Source organism: Microbacterium sp. WCS2018Hpa-23 (genome assembly GCF_031843845.1).
GTDB lineage: Bacteria > Actinomycetota > Actinomycetes > Actinomycetales > Microbacteriaceae > Microbacterium.
On sequence record NZ_JAVTIZ010000008.1, the window covers coordinates 1 to 25371 of the forward strand.

The 25371-nt window shown below is 64.5% G+C and carries 19 protein-coding genes; 18 read left to right on the forward strand and 1 reads right to left on the reverse strand.

The features are described 5' to 3' along the window. The first annotated feature begins 305 nt into the window (after positions 1-305). The 3 genes from RQG77_RS13965 (at position 306) to RQG77_RS13975 (ending at position 4059) form a co-directional block, all read left to right on the forward strand. Positions 306-2681 (forward strand): putative Ig domain-containing protein, encoded by a 2376-nt coding sequence (locus RQG77_RS13965; RefSeq protein ID WP_311245236.1) that lies wholly within the window; start codon positions 306-308, stop codon positions 2679-2681. 149 nt (positions 2682-2830) lie between these two features. Then, entirely contained in the window at positions 2831-3688 is an 858-nt protein-coding gene (locus tag RQG77_RS13970) for a sigma-70 family RNA polymerase sigma factor (RefSeq protein ID WP_311245237.1), read from the forward strand. Between the two features lie 47 nt (positions 3689-3735). Next, positions 3736-4059, forward strand: a complete 324-nt coding sequence (locus RQG77_RS13975; protein ID WP_311245238.1) for a hypothetical protein — start codon at positions 3736-3738, stop codon at positions 4057-4059. Between the two features lie 60 nt (positions 4060-4119). Here RQG77_RS13975 and RQG77_RS13980 read toward each other — a convergent pair whose 3' ends face one another. After that, positions 4120-4260, reverse strand: coding sequence for a hypothetical protein (locus RQG77_RS13980; protein ID WP_311245239.1), 141 nt, complete (start codon positions 4258-4260; stop codon positions 4120-4122). A 152-nt stretch (positions 4261-4412) separates the two neighbouring features. Here RQG77_RS13980 and RQG77_RS13985 point away from each other — a divergent pair, with 152 nt between their 5' ends. The 15 genes from RQG77_RS13985 to RQG77_RS14055 all read left to right on the forward strand — a co-directional run bounded on the left by RQG77_RS13985 (position 4413) and on the right by RQG77_RS14055 (position 25340). Then, positions 4413-6665, forward strand: a complete 2253-nt coding sequence (locus tag RQG77_RS13985; RefSeq protein WP_311245240.1) for a DNA topoisomerase — start codon at positions 4413-4415, stop codon at positions 6663-6665. A gap of 167 nt (positions 6666-6832) precedes the next feature. Next, positions 6833-7726: a hypothetical protein gene (locus RQG77_RS13990; RefSeq protein WP_311245241.1), complete on the forward strand. Its 894-nt coding sequence runs from the start codon at positions 6833-6835 to the stop codon at positions 7724-7726. A 50-nt stretch (positions 7727-7776) separates the two neighbouring features. After that, positions 7777-9993, forward strand: coding sequence for a hypothetical protein (locus RQG77_RS13995; protein ID WP_311245242.1), 2217 nt, complete (start codon positions 7777-7779; stop codon positions 9991-9993). A gap of 41 nt (positions 9994-10034) precedes the next feature. Continuing rightward, entirely contained in the window at positions 10035-13889 is a 3855-nt protein-coding gene (locus RQG77_RS14000) for a hypothetical protein (protein WP_311245243.1), read from the forward strand. A 151-nt stretch (positions 13890-14040) separates the two neighbouring features. Beyond that, positions 14041-14412, forward strand: a complete 372-nt coding sequence (locus RQG77_RS14005; protein WP_311245244.1) for a hypothetical protein — start codon at positions 14041-14043, stop codon at positions 14410-14412. 124 nt (positions 14413-14536) lie between these two features. After that, complete coding sequence (locus RQG77_RS14010) at positions 14537-15832, forward strand: hypothetical protein (RefSeq protein WP_311245245.1); 1296 nt, start codon at positions 14537-14539, stop codon at positions 15830-15832. A gap of 43 nt (positions 15833-15875) precedes the next feature. After that, the gene (locus tag RQG77_RS14015; protein WP_311245246.1) at positions 15876-17666 is read left to right on the forward strand and encodes a phage tail tip lysozyme; all 1791 of its coding nucleotides are present in this window, start codon (positions 15876-15878) and stop codon (positions 17664-17666) included. A 69-nt stretch (positions 17667-17735) separates the two neighbouring features. Further along, positions 17736-18602, forward strand: coding sequence for a hypothetical protein (locus RQG77_RS14020; RefSeq protein WP_311245247.1), 867 nt, complete (start codon positions 17736-17738; stop codon positions 18600-18602). Positions 18603-18606: 4 nt separating this feature from the next. After that, positions 18607-19251: a hypothetical protein gene (locus RQG77_RS14025; protein WP_311245248.1), complete on the forward strand. Its 645-nt coding sequence runs from the start codon at positions 18607-18609 to the stop codon at positions 19249-19251. 138 nt (positions 19252-19389) lie between these two features. Beyond that, positions 19390-19836, forward strand: coding sequence for a hypothetical protein (locus tag RQG77_RS14030; protein ID WP_311245249.1), 447 nt, complete (start codon positions 19390-19392; stop codon positions 19834-19836). 31 nt (positions 19837-19867) lie between these two features. Beyond that, entirely contained in the window at positions 19868-21010 is a 1143-nt protein-coding gene (locus RQG77_RS14035; RefSeq protein WP_311245250.1) for a hypothetical protein, read from the forward strand. A gap of 114 nt (positions 21011-21124) precedes the next feature. Then, positions 21125-23338 (forward strand): relaxase MobL, encoded by a 2214-nt coding sequence (mobL, locus tag RQG77_RS14040; RefSeq protein WP_311245251.1) that lies wholly within the window; start codon positions 21125-21127, stop codon positions 23336-23338. Between the two features lie 181 nt (positions 23339-23519). Next, a complete protein-coding gene (locus RQG77_RS14045; protein WP_311245252.1) occupies positions 23520-24143 on the forward strand; it encodes a hypothetical protein in 624 nt (207 codons plus the stop codon). A gap of 73 nt (positions 24144-24216) precedes the next feature. Next, positions 24217-24618, forward strand: a complete 402-nt coding sequence (locus RQG77_RS14050; protein ID WP_311245253.1) for a hypothetical protein — start codon at positions 24217-24219, stop codon at positions 24616-24618. Continuing rightward, complete coding sequence (locus RQG77_RS14055; RefSeq protein ID WP_311245254.1) at positions 24615-25340, forward strand: hypothetical protein; 726 nt, start codon at positions 24615-24617, stop codon at positions 25338-25340. The genes RQG77_RS14050 and RQG77_RS14055 overlap by 4 nt, the downstream gene beginning before the upstream one ends. Positions 25341-25371 lie beyond the last annotated feature (31 nt).

Consider the following 25371-nt stretch of genomic DNA (forward strand, 5'->3'; position numbering starts at 1 on the left):
CACCGACGCCTGCTCCCACACCGACGCCTGCTCCCACACCGACGCCTGCTCCCACGCCGGCGCCGACGGATGAACCGACGACTCCGTCCCCGTCGCCAACTGACGAGCCTTCGCCTGAGCCCACACCGGAGCCGACCGAACAGCCGCAGACCCCGAATCCCGACCCCACTGACGACCCAGCACCCCAGCCGAGCCCCTCTCCCACGGATGACCCCTCGACGGGCCCGACGACACCCAACCCGGAAGTCTCACCGACACCCAGCCCTGAGCCCGTCGATCCGCCTTCCACGGGCGGGGAAAGCGACGTGAAGGCGCAGGGTCTCCCGTTCGCTGTCGTCGAGGACGGGTACAGCGTCCTGATGCACGTGACCGGTGACTTCGACCTCTCGGATGCCGTCTGGACGCTGGAGCAGGGCGAGCTGCCGACCGGCCTCGCCGTTGACAAGGCAACGGGGACCATCTCCGGTATCCCCACGTCGTCGCCGGGGAAGTACCTCTTCCAGCTGGCCGTCGTCAACGAGAAGACGACGGTGCGAGGGTGGTTCTACATCTGGCTGCAGGCTGCTACCGAGCCGAACCCAAGCCCCGAGCCCGGCGACGGCACTGATGAGCCCGGGTTCCCTCCCGGTGGAGGTGTGGATCCGACCGACCCCGTTGACCCGCACCCAGGCGACGGCGGCAGCGAGACCGATCCAGGCGACGACGGAACCCCCGGAGGCGAAGGCCCGACCGATCCCGTGGACCCCACTGATCCCACGGCGCCCGTTGACCCTGTCGATCCCACTGATCCCTCGCAGCCTGGCGATGGGGGAAGCGACGGAGGCACGGGGACTGACCCCACCGATCCCTCAGAACCCGCGGAGCCCGGCGACGGCGGCACCGCTGAACCTGACGACCCTACCGACCCAGACCCGGTCGATCCCGGAACCGAGACACCGACCGAGCCGGGCGACGGATCCGAGGTAGACCCCGAGGACCCGACAATCGATCCTGGGGCTGGCGGCGCGAAGCCGGACGTCCTGACGTTCCCGGTTCCTGCCACGGTCGCCGTGCAGGTTGGCGGCGTTGTCGACCTGGACCTCATTGCTACGTCGACGCTCGGCTTGGAGATCTCCTATGAGGCAACCGGCTTGCCGAGCTGGCTCTCGTTCACAGAAGGTCGACTGGTCGGTACGGCCCCATCAGCTGCGGGATCGTTCACGATCACCCTGACGGCGACCAATGCGAAGAACTCGGAGACGCAGCGCACGACGGTGATCGTTTCTCCTGGACGCACAGAGATCGACGCGGCCGCATTCGACCTGGTTGTGGGGGAGTCGAAGTCGATCGAGCTGAACGCCACGAACGGCTCGAGCAATGCGAACTTCGTTTACTCGCTCGTGAAGCAGGTCGCCGGCGTGACGCTCGAGGGGAACGTGTTGACGGCGACTGCAACGACTGCGGGCTCGTTCGATTTCGAGATCCTCGTGCACGACACGAACGCGCCGACCGGCGGCCGCGCAACGTTCACCATCCCGTTCACTGTGGCCCCGAAGCCCATCGTGTTCGTCGCTGGCACGCGCACCCTCACGCAGTACGTGGCGTACTCGAGCGCGTTCTCGGCGAGCGAGGGGTGGGGGCGGTACTCGTATCGTGTGGTCGACGGCGCACTCCCTGCAGGGCTGCAGCTGAACGTGAACGGCACGCTCAGCGGCTCCGTCGCCTCCACGGGCACCTTCACCGCCACCATCCAGGTCACGGACGCCGAGGGGCTGTCGGCGAAGGACGAGTTGACGATCGTGGTGCGGCCCAACCCTGCGATCACGCCCTCCGGTGCCATCGAGGTCACCCAGAGCACCGCGGCGCCCGCTGTCTCACCTGACGGCAACACCCTGTACGTCCCGAGCGGCAAGGTGCTCAACGTCATCGACGTGGACACGAGCACGATCCGCAGTCAGGTGCCGATCACGGTCACGTCAGTGCTGTCTACGAAGATCAGCCCTGACGGATCTCGTCTGGTGCTCGTCAGCGAAAGTGTCGCCCAGATCTTCGACACCTCGACCATGACGGTAGTCGGCTCGGTGACCGCGAGAGATCTCATCGACGCGACCTGGTCTCTCGACGGCACCGATCTCTACCTGGTTCGGACAGGCGCCAGCACGTACGCCCAGTTCCTGGTGGTCAATGCGACCAGTTGGGAGACGGTCAGCACACTCCGTCTGGGGGCCACGGGGAGGTACTGGAAGCTGCAGACGCTCTCGAGCGGCCTCGTGCTCGCGAACAGCAGCGGTTCCGCGACCAGCTACGAGATCGACCCCGCCGGACAGAAGGCTCGTGCGTTCTATAGCGCTCGGGCGGCGACGCTGATGGTCGACGCCGGCGACGGCACTGTGTGGATGGCCAACGGGCCCCTTCTGCAGCGTGTGGATGTGGCATCAGGAACCCTCCTCGCATCGACGAACATGGGCCAGTCGGCATCGGTGACCGCCATCGCACTGTCCCCTGACGGGCGCTGGATCTATCACCTGGGCTTGGGTGAGATACGCGTGTACGACGTGGAGGAAGACCTCGTGATCGCTCGCGTTCCTGTGGACGCGAATCAGAGCGCGAAGTTGGCGATCTCTCCCGATGGGACGAAGGTGTACGTCTCATCTGGTTCGACCTATTCCACGGTGATCGTACTGACGCCCGCTGCCAGCTGACCGCGGCCTCAGCAATGCCCCGGGTCCATGGCCTGGGGCATTGCTGACCCGTGGGACGACGCGAAGTCGTTACACATCGTTAATGCTCAGGAACGTGTAGACCCTGCTACGTTTACGCAGAGATCAGGAAACTTAAAATCGGAGAACCGTTGCCGAACACTTCCCCCAGTTCTACTGGTTCAGCAGCTTCACACCCCCAGCCCACCACCGCCGAGCAGCTCGCGCGGGAGAACATGCCACTGGCGACATACCTCGCCGTGGAGAAAGCGCGCACGGCCGAGCATCTGGATCTCGATGATCTGCTCTCGGCGGCGCGCATGGGTCTCGCCCAGGCGGCGGTCTCTTTTGACCCCTCCCGCGGCGTCCCCTTCGGTGCGTACGCCAGCTCTCAGATCAAGTGGGCGATCCTCAATGAGATGCGAGGAATGGACCCGGCGGGGGAGCGGAGTCGAGAGAAGATCAAGCTGCTCCGCGTCGCATCGGACCTCGTCGTCGCACGACACGACCGGGCTGCGACGGTCGCTGAACTCGCAAACGAGTCCGGCCTCAGCCTGGAGGTCGTGACCGAGATGATGAAGCTCGATGAGATGGTGCGCACGTCAACCAGCTACGAGGAGCACTTCGCCTCTGAGAACGGCCGGCATGAATACGATCTCACCGAGACCGTGATCCTCCCCGATCAGACCGCTGAGCAGACCGAGGAGCGAGAGATGCTCGTCCGCATGGTCGACGCTCTCCCTGAGCCGATGCGCACGATCATTCGAGGCATCTACCTCGAAGACCGCTCTGTGAAGTCTCTGGCCGAGGAGATGAGCGTCAGCCACCCGTATGTGTCGAAGGTTCGAACCAAGGCGTTGGCTCTCATGCGCGAGGCGATGAACCACTGGAACGACGGGGCGCCTGTGCACACCACGAGCAAGGCCGGCGCGGAGTTCTTCCAGACCCTGTTCGGCGAGTCGAAGGTTACGGCGGCGACCGTCGACGAGCACCTCCTGGCCGTCCTCTAACACCACCTCTCCGGCAGCTGTGCCGGGGTCGCCGATATGATCGCGGGATGGGCATGGGACAGATCGAACGACTTCTGGTGGCGGAGACCGACTACATCGCGGCGCAGGACTTCCGCAAGCTCGCCGAGCACTCCGTGAAGCTGTACGAGGAGAATCTGGGGCTCTACCGCACCGCCGGCGAAGACATCCCCGACGAAGCGCTCCGTGCCCTCGACAGCGCGCGCCTCGAGTACCAGCAGCTCAATCGAGTCTGCCTTCGTCACGCCGCGCGCCGGCTCGACGCGGCGAAGCGCGCTGAGGGGGAGGAGAGCGAGATGGAATCGGCGGTCATCATGTTCGACATCTCGCATCCGGTCACGGCCGCCGCCTGACAGAATCGACTCAGAAGCCCGAGAGGATGACTACCTCTCGGGCTTCTGTCGCGCCAGGGGCTACGGGTTCGTCTTCAGCCAGATCCATGCCCGCGCCAGCAGCCCGGTGGTAGCTCCGGATGCGGCGAGGCATTCGATGACCCCCATGCCGGTCACTGCCATCGGCACGCCGACGCAGAGCGTGACAACGACGAACGTCACAACGAGCCTCTGGGCTCAGAATCAGGGTGCCGGAGCGTCTGAGCAGGTCGACCCGACGCCCGCGATCGCTTCTTGGACCCCAGGATCATCACACCCTCAAAATGTATGATTGACTCATTTACGAGCGAAAAACGACCTAGAAGGAGTCGCCCATGACACTGGCAGTTCTCACGGAGAAGCCTTCGGCAGGGCGAGCGTTCGCAGCAGCCCTGGGTGGCGTTCAGGGCTCATTCAACGGCGAGCCGTACGTCGTCGTCTCCGCTCGAGGACACCTGTTCGAGCTCGCGCAGCCTGACCAGCAGCTCGCTGGCGCCACGGCCGACGAGGCCGCGAAGATGAAGTCATGGAGCCTCGGCAACCTCCCGTGGGACAGCGCGCGATTCTCGTGGTCTCGCGTTCCGATCAAGGGTACGAGCGACACGCTCAACCAGCTGCGCCAGGTGCTCCCTCGCGTCGACGAGATCGTCATCGCAACGGATCTCGATCCCACCGGAGAGGGCGACGCGATCGCCTGGAACATCATCGACGAGCTGCACCTGCATGGCAAGAAGTTCTCTCGGATGGAGTTCACCGATGAGGCGCCGGCGTCCATCCAGCGCGCGTTCGTCAAGCGGCGCCCCGTCAAGTCGATGCTCGACGAGGGCGACTATCTGAAAGCGAACTTCCGCGATCGCTTCGACTTCCTCACCATCCAGTTCACGCGGGTCGCATCGCTGTGTTCGGGCCAGCAGGCGGTCCTGCGACAGGGGCGACTGAAGTCGGCCATGGTGAAGCTCGTCGGCGACCAGCTTGCAGCGCACAAGAACTACGTCAAGATCCCCGAGTACCAGAACCGCTTCCGCGACGAGAACGGCGTCCTCTACACGAACCCCGAGGAGCCGCGCTTCGCGACCGAGGGCGAAGTCCCACAGATCTACAGCGCCTCCCGCGTCGTCCTCGACAAGAAGACCAACAAGGCGACCGCGCCCAAGCGGCTACTGGATCTCGCGGGACTCTCTGCTCGCCTCTCCAGCCGCGGCATCAAGGCCGACCAGGTGCTCGCGACCTACCAGAAGATGTACGAGGCACAGGTGGTGTCGTACCCGCGGACGGAGGACAAGACCATCACGACGGAGCAGTTCAACGAGCTCCTGCCCTTCGTGAACCAGATCGCGGCCGTCGCCGGGGTGAATCCGCAGCTTCTCACCCACCGGGCGCCCCGCAAGACCCACGTGAAGGACGCCGGCGCGCACGGCGCGAACCGTCCCGGACCTAAGGTGCCCGGCTCTCTCGACGCGCTGAAGTCGACGTTCGGACCGATCGCACCCCTGATCTACATCGAGCTGGCACGCTCCTACCTTGCGATGCTCGCCGAGGACTACCTGTACGAGTCCCAGGAGGGGCACCTGGAGACATACCCCGCGTTCAAGGGTCGCGCCAACGTACCTCTGAGCCTGGGATGGAAGCAGGTCTTCCAGGACTCCGACGACGACAAAGACGCCGAAGGGGGAGAGGAGAGCGAGGACAACCCGAAGGGTCTCGGAACGGTCGGGCAGCCCTTGGTCTACGAGATCATCCCGCCACGGCCGGAGCATCCGTCCATGAAGTGGCTGATGAAGCAGCTTGAGAAGCGAGACGTGGGAACCGGTGCGACGCGCACCAGCACCTACGCCGACGTCACCAACGCCCGAGCGAAGTATCCCCTTCTGAACGAGTCGCGCGGCAAGATCACGATGAGCGAGTACGGCGACATGAGCCATCGCCTGCTGCCGGGCACCCGTATCGGTGATCTCGAGCTGACCGAGCGCGTCTACGCCATCATGCGCGACGTCGCGACGGGCAAAGCGAACGCCGACGAGCAGCTCGCACAGGTGGCGCAGTGGGTGCGGGAAGACATCGAGACGATGCGGCACAACGCCGTGCAGATGCGGAAGGACTTGGGGCTGAGCGATATGCCACGCGAGAAGGCGAAGCACGAAGGCGTCTGGGTAGAAACCGGACAGGTGGTGAAGTTCAACCTCGAGTGGGGTGGACACACGTTCACCGATGCGGAACTCGCCGCCCTCCTGGCTGGCCAGGAGATCGCCTTCGATGCGATCAGCGCGAAGGACAAGAAGCCGTACCCGGTGCGAGGCAAGCTCGCCAACCAGGTCTTCGAGAAGAACGGAAAGTCGTACCCGTTCGTCGGCTTCCAGCGGAACATGGAGGGAGCGCGCGACGCGCGTGGCCAGCAGATGCCCCCTGAAGCCTGGTGCAGCCACGAGTTCACCATCGACGAGCGCTCCGATCTGATGGCCGGCCGGAAGGTGTACGTGCCCGATTTCGTCAGCCCGCGGACCGGCAAGACCTTTGGAGCAACGATCCACTTCGGCCCGCCGAAGCGCGGAGCGAAGGTCAAGAAGATCATCGCCGAGTTCGCGAAATAGGCGCCAGCCACGGAGCCGCGTGGACCCCCTGCCGGAGCACCGGTAGGGGGTCCTTTTGGTGCAGAACGACGCGGATTCTCGGTTACGAGCCGAATCGTCATTTCCGTGCATTTATGAGGGAAAAACGACGGGTCTTGATGTAGACTCGACAGATATCTGGGCACGTCATGCCCACCGAAATCTGGAGGCGACCCGTGGCGAAGCTCAACTACAAGATCCCGGTTTCGCTGGCACGCTCGGTCCTCGATCACGAGATCACCCTCAGCGGCGGCGGCTTCCAGATGAAGCCACTGGCCATGAAGGTCCTGTTCTTCTACGTCGGTTCGATCCTCATCCTCATCTGGGCGGTGGGGAACACCTTCCTCAAGCACGCGAACCCGTTCCTGCTGATCGCAATCGTGATCTGGTGGCTGGTCGCGACCGCCTTCCTCGGCAAGTACTCGAAGACCAAAGAGCTCAACCTCAAGAGCATCCCCGCACTTCTGAACTACCTGCCGAAGTCCGCCCGCCGCGTCCCCACGCGACAGGACTCCGACCCCAGCGGCTTCTACTCGGTCCTCGGGATCGACGAGATCGACGCCAACGGCTTCATCACCTGGGGCGACGGAACCGTCGGCCAGGCCTACATCGTGGTCGGCTCTGCATCCGTCCTCGTGTTCGAGCAGGACCGCATCTCGATCCTCGATCGCGTCGACGCCTTCTGGCGCAAGATCGACACGACCGTCGAACTCATCTGGGTCACGACGAAGGAACCACAGCGCGTCTACCGCCAGCTCGCCAACCTCGAGCGCATCAACCGCGGCCTCGAGGTCCGAGACCCCGATCTGCAGGAGCTGATGGAAGAGCGGTACTCGATCCTCCGCGACTACGTCGGCGACTCCTTCACCTCGATCCACCAGTACGTGCTCATCAAGGCGGACAACCGCGAGGCGTTCCGGAAGGCGCAGGTCGTCCTGCAGGCCGAGGCCGAGGAATCGTCTCTGATGATGAAGCAGCTCACTCCTCTCAACGGCAACGAGGTCCAGGAGGTCCTTCGTTCCGTCTACACCGGCTCTCGCTGACGTTGACGCCGCGGCCGACCTCCCGACAGACGAGCACGAAGGACACGACGATGAACGCGAACACCCCACTGGACACCACCACCGCCTCTCCTTTCGGAGCAAGCAGTGGTGGATTCGCACGTCTGCGCGAGGCGACGAAGGAAGCCGAGATCGACAAGGCGCTCCAGGTGCTGGAGGAGTCCGCCACGGATGACGCGTTTGCGGGCATGACCCCGAAGGAGCGTCGCCTCGCCGAGCGCCAGCTCCGTCGCCTCAAGGGCAAGATGGAGGACTACCCGCACCTCATGGCGATCAAGCCCACCGAGGGCTACCTCTTCCGGAGTGACTACTTCCACGTCGACCGCGGTGTCGCGTGTGTTCTGGGCTTCTTCCACGACGATGCAGCCAAAGATGACTTCGGTGCGTTCTGGGGGATCAACAGAATCCCGGACGGCCTGGGTGACGGCGTGAGCGTCGTCGTTCTCGAGCAGGTGCGCCGAATGGGCCAGCAGTGGATCGACGACAAGACGGGCGACTCTGAGCGCCTGAACAAGCTCGACGCCGGCGAGAACGATGCGACCCTGTCCGCAAGGACGAAGCGCAAGGCCGCGAAGGTCCTGTCCGACGTCGAGATCGCGACCGACGAGCTCGCAGACGGGGCATCGTATCTTCACGTCCACAACCGCCTCCTCGTCCGAGCCGGGTCCCTTGATGCACTCGACGACGCCCTGGAGAAGGTTGCCCGTCTCTACGTCGATCGCTTCGGAACCCTGAACGTCGCCGCCTATCCAGGGGAGCAGCGCGCAGAGCTGTCCGGCCTCATGCGCAAGATGGACAAGAAGCGAGGCAGCGGCCAGCACTTCACGTCCGTCGAGTTCGCCGGCTCCCACTCACTGGTCACGAACGGTCTCAACGACCCCAGCGGCGAGTACGTCGGGTCCATGAAGGGCGACGTCAACAACTCCGCTGTGCTCTTCGACGTCAACGACTACTCCCACCATGTCGTGGTCGCCGATTCGTCGATGAACGACTACCTCGGTCGCGCCCACGTTCCCGACATGTGGGGGAGCAAGATCAGCCAGAGCGCTCTGCTCAACAACGGCCGCGTGGTGCATCTCGTCCTCGACGGTGCCGACCTGGACCGTCTCGGCCCCGCTCTTGAGGGCATCACGACGCGCCTGGACATGAGCACGGGCGACATCAACATGCTCGAGATGTTCGGAGATGTCGAGGACGAGCAGGCAATCTTCTCCGCGCACATCGAGAAGCTCGTCCTGATGACCGAGCAGGTGTACGAGGCGACGGACATGGATCGATCCATCATCCGAGGCACACTCGCCGACACCCTCACCACCTTCTACGTCGACAAGAACATGTGGGTCTTCAACGCCCCCGAGAACCGCAGTCGGCTGCGCATCGTCGGCATCCCTCACAACCAGGTGCCCCGTCTGCAGGATCTCGTTACCTCGTTCCAGACCGGCTACCGTGCCCTGGAGAGCCGCGAAGCCCGGGACCCCGAGATGCTCCACGCGTACAACGTGCTGCAGAAGGTCTACATGAACCTCCTCAACACCCAGGGTGACCTCTTCAACACCCACACGAGCGAGCGCATCGACGGCGTCGGCCAGGCGCGTCGCGTCATCTATGACTTCTCCAAGCTGCTCCACCGCGGTAAGGGGGTCGCGATGGCTCAGCTGGTGAACACGATCGGTTTCGCTGTCGACAACCTCTCCCTCGGTGACACGCTCGTCATCCATGGCACCGAGCACATCGACGATGCGGTGAAGAAGTACATGCAGTCGCAGCTGGACCGACTCTTCACTCGCGGCGGCCGCGTCGCGTACCTGTACAACTCGGCCGAGAAGATGCTGCTCGATTCGGCGTTCAACCGCTTCGACGACGCCAACTGGACCGTGCTCGGACCGATGACCGACACGACCGTCGCGGCGTATCAGAAGAAGCTCGGCCGCGACATCCCGCCGGACCTCGAGCACCTCATCACGCAGCGCGGTGAGTCACTGGCATACCTCCGTCGCGGAGTGACCAACGTGGTGTTCCACCTGGATCTCGCGCTCGGTGTCAATCCGGCTCGGGCGGCTCAGCGTGAAGCCATCGCAGAAACTCAGCGCCGCCAGAAGGAGTCCGCACGACCTGCCGCTACCCCCAAGGGTTACGTCACCCAGGAGCAGCACAACGAGACTCGGGCGCCGAAGGCCCTCCCCGGGATCACCCCCTTGGGACGGCCGGCGTCCCTGCAGCCGCAGCGGCGGATGGTGCCCACCCGATGAGTACTACGCAGACGATTCGAAACGACGAGCAAGGGATCCCGATGTCGGACATCACCACCTCCCCGGGGGCGCCGCGCAACCTCCTCACCTTCCTCCGCGAAGGACGAGCAGGGAACGCACCTGCGGTCGAGACTGCTCGGTCTCGGTTCTGGAGCTCGCGCCGGGTGATCGCCCTCGTGGCAGCTGTGATCTTCCCGCTCATCGCCGTACTCGGGCTGTTCGCCGCTCAGAGCGCGAACGCCGCTGACGAGGACGCGATGAAGTTCTCGTTCTACAAGGTCGCCTCGTCGACGACGGCGTTCTTCTCCACGGTGCAGGAGCCGGGAAGCACGGAAGCGGCATTCAGCCACGAGTGGGGCGTCCTTCTCCAAGACCCCGGTTCGGCCGGATCGCTCCTCGGATATGCCGACCCTGATTTCTCCAGCGTTTCCGGCTGGCTCATGTCCAAGCTCTCCGGCTCGTCTGATGCGATCGGCTACGAGACGCTGTTGGTCCGCGACGGCGAGGGCAACTTCTCCTCGTCCCGCTTCCAGGGCATGGTCGACTACGCGTACTTCGGAGCCGCGCTCAAGGGGATGGGGCTGGACAGCACCAGCACCGGACTCGCTCTGCCGATGATGAACTGGCTCGGCGGTGGTGTCGTCATGCTTCTGTTCATCCTCGGTGGTGCCGTGGACTTCGTGTTCAACGCCTTCGTCAACATCCTCGCCTTGCTCAACCCCTTCAAGCTCTTCTACGCAGGCGTCAACGCAATCAGCCCGACGCTCGCTGATGGCATGGTCGGCAACGGCACGCCCGACGTCGGTCCGCTCAGCGGTCTTGTCAGCTGGATCGGAGGCTGGTACCAGACGCTCGTCACCCTTTCCTGGACCGTCATGGTGCCGCTCTTCATCGCGGTGCTGATTTTCGGGCTGTTGATGTTCAAGAAGATGGATCGCGGCGGCGCGGTGAAGAAGCTCATCATCCGCCTCCTGTTCATCGGTCTGGGTCTTCCTCTGCTCGGCTCGATGTACACCGGGATGCTCACCTCGATGCAGGACGCCTCGAGCGAAGGAAACTCCGGTTCCGCGCGAGTGGTGATGAGCACCTATGTCGACTTCGAGAACTGGGCGCTGAAGAGCCGTCTCGCCGTGCCCGAGGGCGCCACCATTCAGTGGGACTCCTCGTCGAACACCCCGAGCGGCACCGCTCAGGCGAACGTGCGCAACACCGCTCTCGCGATCAACAACCAGACTCACAACCTGGGGCTGAAGGCGATCGTCGCCAGCGGGTCCTACGATGCAACCTGGTCGGCAGAGATCATGAGCAAGGACGGCAAGGCGATCGACGCCGCCACCGGCCCGGTGACCTTCATCAAGACGGTCGATCTCCTGGGTCGGTTCATGAGCGGTAAGCAGGTCTCGGCTGCGTCGTTCGAGACGATCGCAAAGGGTGACCTGTCGCAGTCTTCGTACTTCCAGAACCACGGCAACGACACCGTGAAGGCCTGGTTCGAGGATCTGACCAAGGGTGCCGGCGACCTCAACAAGTACAACCCGGTTCCGAACCCGCTGGTGTCTGTCCAGTCCGGTACTGGTCTGCGGGCTGGCGGCAACTCGTCGCTGCGCACGTTCACCACCGTCAACAACGGCTGCAAGTTCACCGGTACGCAGATCGTCACGAGCGACGGCGCACCACGATCGTGCAACCTGTCTCCTCTGGCGATGTACAACTACCTGAACACCGACTTCGACTCAACGTCGATGCGCATGTACTCGTCCTCGAACGTCGCCTCGGAGGCGACGCGGTCGATCCACAACTCCGTCAGCCAGGTCGGCACCGGAACGATGAGCTTCCTGTACTGGCTGAACTCGACCGTGCTTCTGGGCGCCTTCGTCCTCATCGGATTCGGTTACGCGTTCTCGATGCTGTTCGCCAGCATCCGGCGCTCGATCCAGACCGTCACAGCCATACCGTTCGCCGTGATGGGTGCGATGGCCGGAATCGCGAAGGTGATCGTCTACTCGATCGCGCTCATCCTCGAGGTGGTCGTGACGATCTTCATCTACAAACTCGTTCAGGAGTTCCTGACCTCGCTGCCGCAGATCATCGAGATGCCGTTCGCTGCGGTGCTCAGTAACGGAGCGGGCGGAGATCTCGCCGGGTTCGTCACGTTCCTCATGGCAGGGTGGGGCTTCTCGCTCGTCGTGACCCTGCTGTCGATCATCGGAGTCATCGCGTTCACGGTGATGGCGCTGCGCGTTCGCAAGACGTTCGTCAAGGCGATCGAGGAGGCGGTGACCAAGCTCGTCGAGAAGTTCATGGACACCCAGGTCGGCATCCCGGGCAACAGCGGCCTCGTTCCAGCGATGGCTGGCGGACTCGCCTCGGGTGCTGGTGCCGCCGCGGCGACTCAGATGCTGAACAAGGGCGGGAAGGGTGTCGTCGCGGCTTCCTCCTCGACGCCCGAGCGCGGACGCCCCGAGGGGATCTCGACGGCCGGCGGCGTGGCCCCCGGTGGACCCGCCGGACCTGAGGGCGCCATGGGTCAGCTCGAGATCACCAGCGGCCCCGATTCTGGAGCTGCAGGCAACGGCGACCCGGGAACCGACCCTGGGGCTCTTCCGGGCGGGTCATCGAGCGAGCTGACCATGATGTCCGAAGAAGTGTCCCTCGGTCGAGAGGTGCAGGCGAATGGCCTCTCCAAGCCCGGCGAGATCGCAGCCCCGCAGGTCGAGGGGGATGCTCTCAGCGACGCTTCTGCGTCGATCGACGAGTCGAACGCCGGATTGAAGGAGGCGAAGACGAAGAGGCTTGCAGCGGGCAAGGAGGGTGTCGAAGCCGTCGGTGACGGTGCTCTTGCGGTGGGTCGCGGCTTGACCGGTGATGCCCAAGGCGCGGCTGAGGACGGCGGCAAGGCTGTGCAGAAGGGTGGGTCGGCTGTTGCCGGCGACCAGGAGGCGAAGCACGCGAAGGCCGAGGCGACCAGGAGCTCGCTGGACAAGCCGAACACGAAGAACCTCAAGCAGGCCGAGAACGCACGCGCCATCTCGGCAGCGGGAGGCACAGTCGCAGGCGTCGCCGGTGCAACTCGAGGGGCTAAGGGCTCGTCGGGGACGACGCCGAGCAGCGGAGCAGCTGGAGCGAAGACCCCGGCCACCTCGAAGACCCCGGCCACCTCGAAGAGCGCGTCCACCTCGAAGGCGACAACTGCTACGAAGGCAGCGCCCACTTCGAAGGCGGCCACTTCCACGCGGAGTGCAGGAGCCTCTGCAGCATCGACGAAGCAGGGCTCTTCCGATCGCCCGTCTGCGGTCAAGACGGCTTCTGCCTCGAAGACGCCCACGCCTACTCGGACTGCAGGAACGTCTGCCACAGCGACGAAGCAGGCGCCGGCTTCGCGCCCATCGACGGGCAAGACTGCGGCCGCCACGAAGACCTCCACCCCCTCTCGGGGTGCAGGGTCGACATCTGCCCCCGCAAAGCAGTCTTCGCCCAGTCGGCAGGCTACGCCCACGCAGACTTCTGCACCTCGTACCGCAGCGCCGGTCAAGCAGGCTCCTCGTGGCGCAGCTCCCGTCAAGCAGGCTCCGCGTAATGCAGCGCCGGTGAAGCAGTCCACGAGGGGCGCGACGCCAGTACGACAGGCGCCGTCCTCGGCGGCTCCGGTGAGGCAGGCGCCGACGGGCACTTCGGCACCCGTGGTGACGACGCGTTCGCGGCCGGCTCCGGCGCCCCAAGCGCCGCGGGCACCACAGGTGTCACGGCCCGCTCAGGTCGCGGCGCCAGTGGTGCAGGCTCCGAAGGCAGCCCCCGTCGCTCCCACGCGAAACGCGCCCAGCCCCGCTCGGTCCGTGCGGGCCGATCGGACTCCTCGTCCGAAGGGCTCAGAGAGGCGGGATCGATCCGGCAGCTAGTCGGAATCCCTCGTGAACGAGAATCGGCTGGTGAGCTTCAACGCTTATCAGCCGATTCCCGTTTTTCACGCATTTATGAGCGTAAATGGGGTATGGTAATTCGCAGGGCATCGACCCCTAACCACCCACTCCCCAGCTAGAGCGAGGACACATGAGCACCACGGCCATCATCCAGAACGCAGGTGACGTCACAGACACCCCGGCCCTTCCCTTGGGCGCCTGGGACCTGGTCTCCTTCCTCACGAACACCACCGATTACGCCGGCTTCGTCGGTGGTGCCCTGGTCACCCTGCTGGGTCTGATCATCCTCATCGTCGCCGGCGTCTTCGTCACCAAGAAGCTCTTCGGCAACGGCCAGCAGCAGGAGAAGTCCTGGATCATGATCGCCGTGATGATCCTCCTCGGAGGCGCATTCTTCGGCGGCGGTCTCGCACTGATCCAGATGGTCGCCTCCGGTGGAGAGCAGACCATCAAGGAGCTCGGCGGCGGTTTCATCGTCCTGTCGGGCTACCTCGGACGCTGAGCGACACAGCTCACACAGAACGCGTGGATGCGGGGTCGGCGGCTAATGCCGTCGGCCCCGTTTCTCATCGATAGCAGCACCTCCACCCGCTCCAGACGACCACCCATCAGAGAGGCATCCCGACATGGGCATCAAGGATTCGATGAAGAACGTGAGCACGGCATTGCGCCTGGACTCCCATCACGGCATCGAGCGCTTCGGTGTCTTCGTCGCGGCGATCGCGGTGAGCTTCGTGCTCCTGTTCGGGTCGGCAGCGGTCTCATCGGTGACCAACCAGCAGGCGGACCTGGACAGCACCACCCTGTACACACCTACGTTCACCACATCCCGTACGCAGGTGTCGGGTGAGGTCAACGGCGTCTACGTCAACACCGATCGCACCCGAGCACTGCTCCTCATGCAGTTCAAGAGCACGAGCGTCATGTCGGCCAACGCCGAGAAGTACAAGGCGTATCTCACGGGCGCCACCTCCGATCTGAAGGACCAGCCTCTCAAGAGCGCGGTGACGGGTGAGATCGTCGTCTTCGGCTCCACGGGCTACATGGGGATGGTCATCGACAGCGATCGCCCGTTCGAACAGCAGATCCTCAATCTCACGATGCGCTCCAACTCCGAGCTCGTCTACAAGCCCGCTGATGCGCGAAAGCTCCGCGAGGATCTCGCTGGCCAGAAGACGTTCGCCGAGTTCGACCAGTGGCGACTGTACTTCAACCCCGGTGCGTCGGGTGCGACGGAAACTGCCGCCCTAGACGGCGACACCTTCGACGCAGGCGCGGTGTACGCCGACCTCGTCGTCGCGCCCCAGGAGGAAGAGGTTCGCGCGGACCTCGACGAACAGCTCGAGCAGATGAAGGTCGATCAGGCACGCATCGCCGAGTACACGGCTGAGGGTCGTCGTGTCAGTGTCGACGGCGTGCAGATGCAGCTCCCTGAACTTCCTGCACCGATTGCGGGTGACCAGGTCACCGGTGACGTCGCCAAGGACGACACACCCTCCACTCTCGAGCTGGACGCCGAATGGGTATCCAGCCGCGGGTTCAACTTCGACTGGCGAGACGGGAGCGTCGAAGAGGGCTACATCCGACACATCGTCCCCGAGGGAGACTCCTACGTCACCTACCTCGCCGACAAGGCCGCTGCAGGCAAGAGCGCGGAAGAAAGCAACGTTCGATCCAGCCAGCTGGAATGGCCACTGACCAACGGACGCCTGCTGACGGACTACGGCACGAGCGACAAGGCGATGCAGCCGCTGTTCGAGATCCGCAATGACCTCTCCCAGGCCATGGACGACTACTTCAAGCACAAGTCGACCTATCAGAACGAGACCCTGGCGAAGCTCGTCGAGCTAGAGGTCGACCTGGAGACGGTGCGCGCGAGCTCGTCCTCACGTACTGACGCCGAAGCGCTCTTCACCTACTGAATCCGTCACCTACCGCATCACGTATCCGACGAAAGGGCAGGCGATGTCTGACTCACCCCTCCGTGGCGCAGGTGGCGCAGGTGGCTTCGCCGCTCCTGGTCAGCCTGGGAATGCCGCTGTTCCGAACACCGAGCCTCCTGCTGGGGGTATCGCGCGGCGTCAACCGGCATCCAGCGAGCCGACCCGCGACAACGGCCAGCCTGGCGCACCGGCCGCACGCCCTGCAGCGGGAGAGCCCGCAGGCGGAAAGGACCCCGCACCGAAGCTCGGAGCGGGCGGAACGTCTGCGTCCGTGGATTCACTCGAGAAGGACGACACCAACGTTCTGCGCGGGGGAGTGGGGAAGGCAGCAGCTGTAGGTGCAGCCGTCCCTGCCGCGGCAACCGCCGGGCAGGCGCTCATCTTCATGATGTTCATCAACTGGCTCAAGGGCATCCTGATGAACCTCATGGCTCTGGCAGCCAACCTCTGGAACCTGGCCATGGGCCTTCTGCTCACGCTCGGGAAGACGGTCGTGGGCTCGATGCTCGCGGTCGGCACGGCCATAAGCACAGCGGTGGGCGGGGCAGTATCCGCCGTCGCGGCCGGGGCAATGTCTTTCGCCGCCGGCGGCCTCGTCGTCGCCATCGTCGTCACCACCGCGGTGACCATGATCGGGGAGAACATCTCGATCAAGGACTCGACGCTCGCCCAGTGCACGGTTGAGGCCGAGGCGGCACTCGAAGAGATCGATGGGTCTGAGGGGTCCGTCGACGTCCAGACCCGGGCGAACGCCGAGATGATCTACTCGGTGCTCAGCGCGTGGGGGATGCCCGACGAGAACATCGCAGGCATCATCGGCAACTGGGACGCGGAGTCGGGCATCGACCCCACCAGCGTCCAGAACCACTTCGATTCCCCGATGAGAATGTCGGAGGTGAAGCGCAGCGCTGCGTCGAACACGGATAACGGCATCGGTCTCGGGCAGTGGACGTTCGGTCGCAACTCCAACCTGCGCGCGTATGCAGACGGCCACAGCAAGGACTGGTGGACGCTCGAGATTCAGCTCGGCTTCATGCTCTCCGCGGCCGAAGGATCCGACGCCGGCGTGGTCAAGGACATGATCTCCACGTCCTATGGCACCCCGGCGGATGCCGCCGCACACTTCCACGACGCATGGGAGCGTTCCGCCGACACCGCCGCCATGGCGGCACGTCGCGGCACCTACGCGAACATGTGGATGGGGATGTTCAGCGGATGGACGTCGAACAAGGCGTTGGCCGACTCGATCCTCGCCCAGGCCGGTACCACTGTCTCTGGAGCGAACGGCGGCCGCGCCGAGGCCGTCCGTTCCGACTGCGTCGAGGTCGAGGAGGCTCCGGAGTGGGTCGCGGACGGCACGGCACCGGGCGCGTGGGGCGGATTCGAGAACGGCAAGATCCCCCAGAGCGCCCTCGCTCCGATCCCGTGGGCCCAGCTCGGCCCCGCGTACCTCCGCACGGACGCCGTCGAGGCCCTCGCTGAGCTGAACATCGAGTTCAAGGCTCAGTTCGGATACGACCTTGCGATCAACGATGCCTACCGTGACTACGCCGGGCAGGTCTACCAGCGCAATCGCTGGTGCTCACTGGGTAAGTGCCAGAACGCTGCTGTACCTGGCACCTCGAACCACGGCTGGGCCCTCGCTGTCGACATCGGCAACAAGAGCCACACCGTGCTCGGCTTCAATTCGCCCGAGTACATCTGGCTCAAGGCCAACGCCGGGAAGTACGGCTGGGTGCACCCGAAGTACATGGAGCCCGGCGGCAGCGGACCGTTTGAGGCCTGGCACTGGGAATTCTACGGCGTCGCATAAATTCCAGTTCAGAGGCTATTTCCGACTTCCTATCAACCACAAGTGTACGACGAATCGAAGGCAATCACCATGGCAGATGAGAAGAAGGGCCCCGCAACGCGCGAGAGCGTGGACGCGTGGTTCGCCGACCGACTCGAGGCGAATCGGCGCGCTCGAGAGACGAAGGTGACCCCGGAGGCCCTCCTCCGGGATCTGGGCGAGCGCAGGGAAGCGCGTAGCGATCGCCCTCGGTCCGCGATGTGGCGTGCCGTGCCGGCCATCCTTGGATGCGGATTCCTGCTCGCAGCCGGCGCGGTGGCCCTCGGAACGAACGGCGCCACGCAGACCTACGAGAGCGAGCATGCGAGCTATCTGCAGCAGATCGCAACGGCAGAGGTGGCGCTCGACGAAGTCGCCCTCCTTGAGCCCGGCACGCCCGAAGCTGCCGCCGCGCCCGCGATCGATGCGCAGTTCGCTGCCGCCGAGGAGGCCGGTCGCGCGGTGGCAGATCTTCAGCAGAGCTATGCGGAGATCCTGTTCGCAGGAAACGACGAGATTGCGGACGACAACGGCCCGCAGAAGGCGTACGAGAATGCGCTCGCCCACCAGAGCACCCTCGCTCCATTCTTCGCCGACCGGACATTCAAAGCCGATCGGGGCGACAGCCTCAGCGACACCGACATCGACCCCCGGTTCCCTTGGTACATCGGCTACGCGAGCGACGGGGTCACGATTCTTGCCCCGAGCACGTCCTCCTGGGCGTTGACTGCCGTCGCCCCGACTGACACCGTCGGAGTCCTCGAAGTCACCTGGCTCAACCGCGGAGGATCCGGCGAGCTCTATGCATGGGCGACGTCGGACTACTACGTGAGCGAGAACAAGTTCGGAGATCTGACCGTGGGCAAGACCACTCTGGGCGACCAGAGCGCAACCGAGCTGCAGCTCTCGAGGAAGTGACGACATGTCGACGATGAAGAAGCTGGCTTTCCCTCTATTCGGCGCCGCAGTGCTCGTGGCGACCAGCATCGTCGGAGGCTCGATCTCCGCGAGCCATTCGGCGCAGCTGGATTCCGACAAGGCGACCCTCGCCGGGATCCACGACGAGGTCACACAGGCCAAGGCGGAGGTGGACATCGCTGCCGAAGACACGGCCCTGGAGTTCTCTGGTGCCCAGCGCAACAGGGTCAAGGGGGACGAGGCGATCATCGAGGATCTCGCAGACCGAGCGCTGAGCTGGGACGATCACGCGGCCTACCAGGAAGCCCGAGCGAGCACGATGCGCACGTACGGTCTCACTGAGGACTCCGAATTCATGACCACATTCCTCCCGCCGGCGCCGGTGAATCTGGACAAGCAGGGAAACGAGTACCCCTACATCGACGCGGCGGGACTCAACTCCCGCGCTGCGGGCGTCACCGCGCGACTGCTCGGCGTCGACGGCACGGCGTACTCGTACATGGCGCTGGTCGATGTCGAGTCCACGTCGAGCGACGGGCTCGGAACAGCGTCGAACGTGGCGACCATCTTCCTCACGCTCGACAGCGACGGCCGGGTGACAGCCCTCTCGGGCTACGCGGCCACCTCGGCACCTGCGACGTCGAAGTAGCGTGCCGGAGGAGCGCTCTTCCGCGTGATTCCGCGGATCTCGACCTACATGGCGGGGTATCCCCATCCAGCGTCAAGTGATACGCTTTTGCTGATAGATGAGCAGAAAACGCGTTTCGCTTGGTAACTGGAGATCAGAATGACGTCGAAGAACACCGCCCGCACCGACACCCGTGCTCCCCGCTTCCGCGTTCCGCGCGGCAAGATCGGAGCTGCATCCGCTGTCGTGATCGCTCAGGCGGCCAGTCTGCTGGCGGTCATCGTGGTGTTCTACATCATCGCGTTCTTCGTAGCCGTTCGCGTCGTGCCCCTCACGATGGGTTTCGTGAAGGATGGCACCGGCGTGACCCTGGACATGCCGGTCGAGACGGTTGTGGCGGTGTGGATCGCCCCGTCGTTGTTCCTCCTTGGGCTGCTCTTCTGGCTCGTCGTCGTGGTGATGCGCAGCATCTGGAAGCTGCGCACAGCCCTCATGAGCACCGTGAAGGCGTGGGCTTTCGGGCGCGAGAGTGCCACTGTGACCCCGCTCGCTCCGGCGAAGAAGTCCGGTCGCCCGGCATCCTCGCCCTCCGCCAAGACCGCCTGAGACCCCCACTCGAATCGACGAGGAGACAGACATGAAAATCGCACCGCTCAAGGTCACCGACCCCTGGTACGGCCGCATCGTCAACAACGGGAACATCCACGCAGACGCTCTTTCTGGCGTTCCGATCGAGGGCCTGGTGGAGATGGAACTCATCGAGCTCCTCCACGGTGGTCCTGAACGCAACTACCGACCGTACCTCCACCTCCGCGGAGAGATGGTGCAGGTGACGCCGAGCGTCGCACTGCCCTACGGCGTGACCGAACTTCCCATGCGACAGGGATCTGGGGTCGCGATCGACGCGTTCTACGACTTCAACCAGGATCAGCTGGGCGTTCTCGTCAGCAAGGGGTACTTCACCGAGGCGTTCGAAGTTCCAGAGAACCTCGCCCACGCGGAGTGGGTGCTCCCTGGCACCGCGGACTTCCTCGTTGTCGCCCCCGACTACGCAGACGACGCCCCTCTGGTCTTCATGAACGTCCACGACGACACTCGTCTCGAACTCGATGAAGCGTCCAGCGGGTACGAGCTGACGGCGTACTTCCCTGACTACACACCTGCCGCGGAGAATGAGGCCACGCTGCAGAGCGGGCTGGACGAGGTCCCGCGCAGCGAGCGCACTTCGGACCTGTTCCGCGATGTCCAGTTCGAGGCGCACACCCCGATCGCAGAGTTCACCGCGCCGGAGATCCCACACGAGACCGACGCTCACCAGGCCGTTCCCGACGGCATCTTCAGTCGCCTCATGTCGGAGATCGAAGCGCGTGAGCCCGTGGCCCCTGTTGCCGAGCTCGAGGAGCCCGCACTGACGGAAGAGGCGCCGGCCGGAAGCGCCTGGGACACGTACCTGTCGAAGGTGGCCCCTGGCGTCGAACGCGCACTGACCGCACCGGTCGAATCCGACGACGATCTCGACCTCAGCCTCGACACGCTCAACTCCGAGGATGCGCCGGTCGACGAGTCTGCGGGAGAGGTTGATCTGGACGAGACGCCGACCGGCCTTCTCGACTTCTCCACGGTGGCGCCCCAGGTCGACCTCGTCCCCCTCAGCGAACAGATCGCTGAGGACGGCATCGACCACGAGGACGCTGCCGCAAAGCGCGCCGCCCGCATCCGCAACCAGATCGCCGCCGCCGAGTACGACGGCTCCTCCGAGGACGCACAGCCGGCGCTGTGATCTGTCCTCGGGCCTGAGGGCGTCAGCCCTGCAGGAGGGGGTTCGCATCCGGTAGCAGCCCGGTAGCGAACCCCCTTTCGTCATCACACCACCAGCGAACACAGGAGACAGAGCGTGGGACTGAAGCAGGACGTCATCATCGTCAACGAGTTCTCGGTCCCGCTGCCCTCTGGGAGCAAGAAGAAGGGCTCGCGGGGAGGAACTCCTGGCGACTACGTCACCCGGTACATGGCACGCGAGATGGCGACGGAGTCACTGGCGCCCATCCGCCAGAAGCGCACAGACGAGTTCATCACTCGGTACATGGCCCGCGAGAGCGCCACGGAGAGCCTCGAGGTGAAGTCTCCTCGCGCGCTGAAGCGGAAGATGTCTGCCGCGCAAGGCGACGCCGGCGTCGCTTTCGGATACGACTCGATTTCCCTCTCTCACGAGCAGCTGCAGTTCGCCAGTCGCGACATCCAACGCCTCTTCGACGAGGGGCACACCGTGATGAAGACGGTGATGAGCTTCGACCAGGAGTATCTCCGCAAGCACAAGATCATCCCCGAGGACTTCGTCTGCGAAAAGCGCGGCGACTACCGCGGGCATCTCGACCAGATGAAGCTGCGCCTGGCAATCATGCATGGGCTCGGCCGCATGAGCCGCGTGCTCTACGACGACCTCCGATACGTCGCCGTCATCCAGGTCGACACCGAGCACGTGCACTGCCACCTCGCGATGGTCGATGCCGGCCCGGGCACGCTCGCTCCTGATGGCACCCAGCGCGGCAAGATCACAGCGCGGGCCCGAAACATGCTTCGCCGTGGCGTGGACGGTTGGCTCGACGAGAACCAGTCCGTCCGCCACCTCGCCAGCGCCGTCGGATACGAGCGTCGCAACGTGACCACCTACGTCAAGCGCTGGGCCCACCAGCAGATGCTTCGCGAATCCCTCCCGCAGTTCCTGCTCGCCTGCCTGCCAGCCGATCGCAGACTGTGGCGTGCAGGGACGAATCATCACGCGATGAAGAAGCCCAACCGCATCGTGCATCAGCTGGTGCGGGAGGTCCTCGACCGTGACGGTTCACCCATGAACCAGGCCATGGTCGGGGTCCGCGAGTATGCGGACCACCGGCGGCGCAACGAAGGTCTCAGTGCACCTGAGTGGCGCAAGCTGGTCATGACGGGGGAGGAGCGGATCATCGAGCGCAGCGTCAACGCCGTGTATGCGATGCTGCGCCAGCTTCCTGACGACGCCCTGCAGGTCCGCACACCGATGCTGGACGCAATGGGCTTGGACTACGACGACCTCGCCAAGCGGGCGCACGACGACACCGAGGACGATCTGGTCGGCTTCGGCTTCCGGATGCGGTCATTCGCTTCACGGCTGGACCACCACACCGAGAAGCGAGAGCACTACCACGAGCAGGTCCGCGCCTGGGAGGCCGCGAACGCTCAGGGGAAGGCCGCTCCGTCATCACGCGCGGTCTACGAGATGTACCTCGAGGAAGAGGAGTACCACGCGAAGGTGGCGTCGAAGTATCGCCACTTCCTGTCCTTCACCCCACCATCGAACACCTGGTACCAGGGGTGGAGCGAGGTCGCAGAGTACGGCGAGCGGATCATCTCACTCGAGTCGATGCGCAGAGATCTCTCGCTCCGACGCATGAAGGACGAGGATGAGGCAGAGCGCATCGGCTTCGAGATCTACGGTCAGCACGGCGGACGGCACGTTGCGAACGGCAGCGATGCATCCGCGCGCATTCTCGAGGAGAGAGTCAGCCGCATGCGTGCCTCCTATGCCTCTCAGGTCGACGATCTTCGCGTGAGCCTCGCCGGGAAAGGCCTTCGCCTCGATCTTCAGACGGACCCGGCCACCGGGCGCGACGCGGCGGCGATCACCTCCGGTGCCGAGCACCCGTTCGAACAGGTGAAAGGTCTGGACCTCCATCACATGCGCTACGACTTCGCGGCCGATGTCGAGATCGGCCCGCGAACTCTCTCGGCGTTCATCGAGGCCGCGCGACGTCGCGCAGAGGCCGTAGAAGCAGCCGAGGAATACCTTGTCGCATCGGGGCAGCCCGAGGCCATCCAGGAGCTCCCCATCAGCGACGTTCGCAGCATGATCGCTCTCGCCTCGAGGATCCGACAGGCCGAGGAGCCGACGCTCCCCAGCGAAGTCGCCCAGCTTGCGCGACAGCGAGAGATCGTCCGCCGCAGCCGTACGGTGCAGCTTCACACAGACCTCGCAGAACGCCTGGACGAGCAGGTGCAGATCTCTGCCAGCCAACCGGTGTTCGAGGATCAGGAGCCCACGGACACCCCACTCACTAGCGATGAACTGACGTAGCTCATTTCCGTCGAGAAACGCAAATCTCACCGTATACGGTGTGTTACACGTTTTTCACTCGTAAATGAGTCCTTCTGTGCTACTCTCGAATCACTCGAGGGGGCATCTCGGGTGCGTTACCTCAACCACCTTTGGTCGATCGGAACATCACCATCGACCCGACGCACAACGGAGATACATCATGGTCAACCTCAAGTCTGAAGTCCACGGCAAGGGCGCAACGAAGGAAGTCAACCTCGTCGTTCTGGCCTACGACAACCGCGTCGCCAAGAAGGACGGCGTCGTCACCACGCGCTACCTCGACGCCCGCGTCCACCCCGGCGACCGCCGCGCCCCCGGCGACACGAACCTCGCTCTCGTGACCAAGGACGACCCCAAGGCGCCGGGCGGCAAGTCGAACTCCGCACGCTACTCGGCGAACCAGTTCGAGGCGATCAAGCAGGCCGCCGGCGACAACGTCACGGACCTCGTCGACCGCGACGGCACCGTCAGCGGCAAGATCTACGGCGTGAAGGCCGACCTGCTCATCAACAAGGGCGAGGTCGTCATCAACACGAAGACGCTCGACGGCCCCGGCCTGTCGATCGCCGACGAGAACGGCAAGGACATCCGCACACGGATCTTCGACTCGATGGCCGAGGCCAAGGCGGCGCGAGCAGCCGCCAAGGAAGCGGCCGCTGCCGAGAAGTCGGCTGCAGCCGAGGCTGAGGTCGATGCACCCGACGCCGCGCGCGAGCCGGTCCTCGTCGGTGCCGGCGCACCGGACGCCCCGGTGGCTTCGTCCGACCAGCCGGAGCTCGGCTAACCAAAACACGAAGGCCCCGTACCGGAGGATCACTCCCTCGGTGCGGGGCCTTCGTCGTCTGAGGAGGATGACGATGACACAGAGACCGACCACAGCAAGCAAAGGGCAGGACATGGCGATCGACTTCGAGAAGGATGAGCAGAAGCCCGAGCCGCGCAAGGAGCAGCGCGCTCAGAGCATCAGGACTCTTGCGCGCACGGCGCAGACGGCTCACCACATCGCCATGGCAACCGGGGCATTCGACGACGCGAAGTCGGGGCTGGGTCCCGCAACCGCCTTCGGCGCAGCCATCGAGGTCGGCGAATCTCTCGAGGCGGGCCTCGCCACTCCGTCCGTGGACGAGCGCATGGAGCGGTTCCCTGAGTTGCGAGGCGTGGAAGTCGCTTCAGGTGCCGCTTCGCGTTTCCCTGAGCTCGCCGAGGCTCCTCGACCTGCCTCCAGCAAGGAGACCGATGAGGAGGAGCTGGCGCGATGAGCGACGCCAAGAGGCGTGAGCTGTTCGTGGACACGGCATCGCCCCGCGTCAATCAGACCCCGTCGATCCCCACGTTGACACGAGCACCTCGGCGCCCCTGGAACGGGGTCGTGGGGGAGATTGTGAAGAAGTTCTCTCCCGACTATCAGGAGGCAGTTCGAGATGAGCAGGCTATACATACTCACCGAAGCATGAGTGCGCTGAATGTCGTATCCATGCTGAGGGAGCGAGAACTCCGCGAACGCCTCAGCATCACCACGACACGTGAGCGCATGGGGTCGTCCACTCCAGAGACGAAGGCCGCCGAAGCGGAGATCCTGCGACGTGAGGTTGACCTGAAGCTCGCAGAACTTGGGACGAACGACGTGGAGCGTGAGTACGTCGAACACGGGCTCCTCTCCTCGAGGAGAGACCTCCCCAGCCGCGAGGCAGACGAGTCCTGGTACGACAGCCAGATTGAAGCGATGGCGAGAGTGTCGCCTCTCGCAGCGCAAATGCGTTCCGATCATGCTCGACCGACGTTCGGTGATCTTGTCACCGCTCGGAAGAAGGTATCGCCGCCGGAACCGTCGGCGCCATCAGCGACTACGACCCCGAAGGTCGCCCGTCCGAGCCACCTCAGTCGATTCCCCGAGCTGCAAGGGGTAACTCTCGACCGCTCAGCATCATCGGACGCCTCGGCGACGTCTACGACAACTGAACGCGAGTACGACACCTGGTGACCGACGAGGGGCCGCTCATGCCGGGATCAAC

Excerpts from the sequence above, each read along its gene's own strand:
- RQG77_RS14005 (WP_311245244.1), top strand. The coding sequence starts at position 14,041 with ATGAGCACCACGGCCATCATCCAGAACGCAGGTGACGTCACAGACACC.
- RQG77_RS14000 (WP_311245243.1), top strand. The coding sequence starts at position 10,035 with ATGTCGGACATCACCACCTCCCCGGGGGCGCCGCGCAACCTCCTCACC.
- RQG77_RS14050 (WP_311245253.1), top strand. The coding sequence starts at position 24,217 with ATGACACAGAGACCGACCACAGCAAGCAAAGGGCAGGACATGGCGATC.
- RQG77_RS14055 (WP_311245254.1), top strand. The coding sequence starts at position 24,615 with ATGAGCGACGCCAAGAGGCGTGAGCTGTTCGTGGACACGGCATCGCCC.
- RQG77_RS14020 (WP_311245247.1), top strand. The coding sequence starts at position 17,736 with ATGGCAGATGAGAAGAAGGGCCCCGCAACGCGCGAGAGCGTGGACGCG.
- RQG77_RS14025 (WP_311245248.1), top strand. The coding sequence starts at position 18,607 with ATGTCGACGATGAAGAAGCTGGCTTTCCCTCTATTCGGCGCCGCAGTG.
- RQG77_RS13990 (WP_311245241.1), top strand. The coding sequence starts at position 6,833 with ATGCCCACCGAAATCTGGAGGCGACCCGTGGCGAAGCTCAACTACAAG.
- RQG77_RS14045 (WP_311245252.1), top strand. The coding sequence starts at position 23,520 with ATGGTCAACCTCAAGTCTGAAGTCCACGGCAAGGGCGCAACGAAGGAA.
- RQG77_RS13995 (WP_311245242.1), top strand. The coding sequence starts at position 7,777 with ATGAACGCGAACACCCCACTGGACACCACCACCGCCTCTCCTTTCGGA.
- RQG77_RS13975 (WP_311245238.1), top strand. The coding sequence starts at position 3,736 with ATGGGCATGGGACAGATCGAACGACTTCTGGTGGCGGAGACCGACTAC.
- RQG77_RS14015 (WP_311245246.1), top strand. The coding sequence starts at position 15,876 with ATGTCTGACTCACCCCTCCGTGGCGCAGGTGGCGCAGGTGGCTTCGCC.
- RQG77_RS13985 (WP_311245240.1), top strand. The coding sequence starts at position 4,413 with ATGACACTGGCAGTTCTCACGGAGAAGCCTTCGGCAGGGCGAGCGTTC.
- RQG77_RS14030 (WP_311245249.1), top strand. The coding sequence starts at position 19,390 with ATGACGTCGAAGAACACCGCCCGCACCGACACCCGTGCTCCCCGCTTC.
- RQG77_RS14010 (WP_311245245.1), top strand. The coding sequence starts at position 14,537 with ATGGGCATCAAGGATTCGATGAAGAACGTGAGCACGGCATTGCGCCTG.
- RQG77_RS14035 (WP_311245250.1), top strand. The coding sequence starts at position 19,868 with ATGAAAATCGCACCGCTCAAGGTCACCGACCCCTGGTACGGCCGCATC.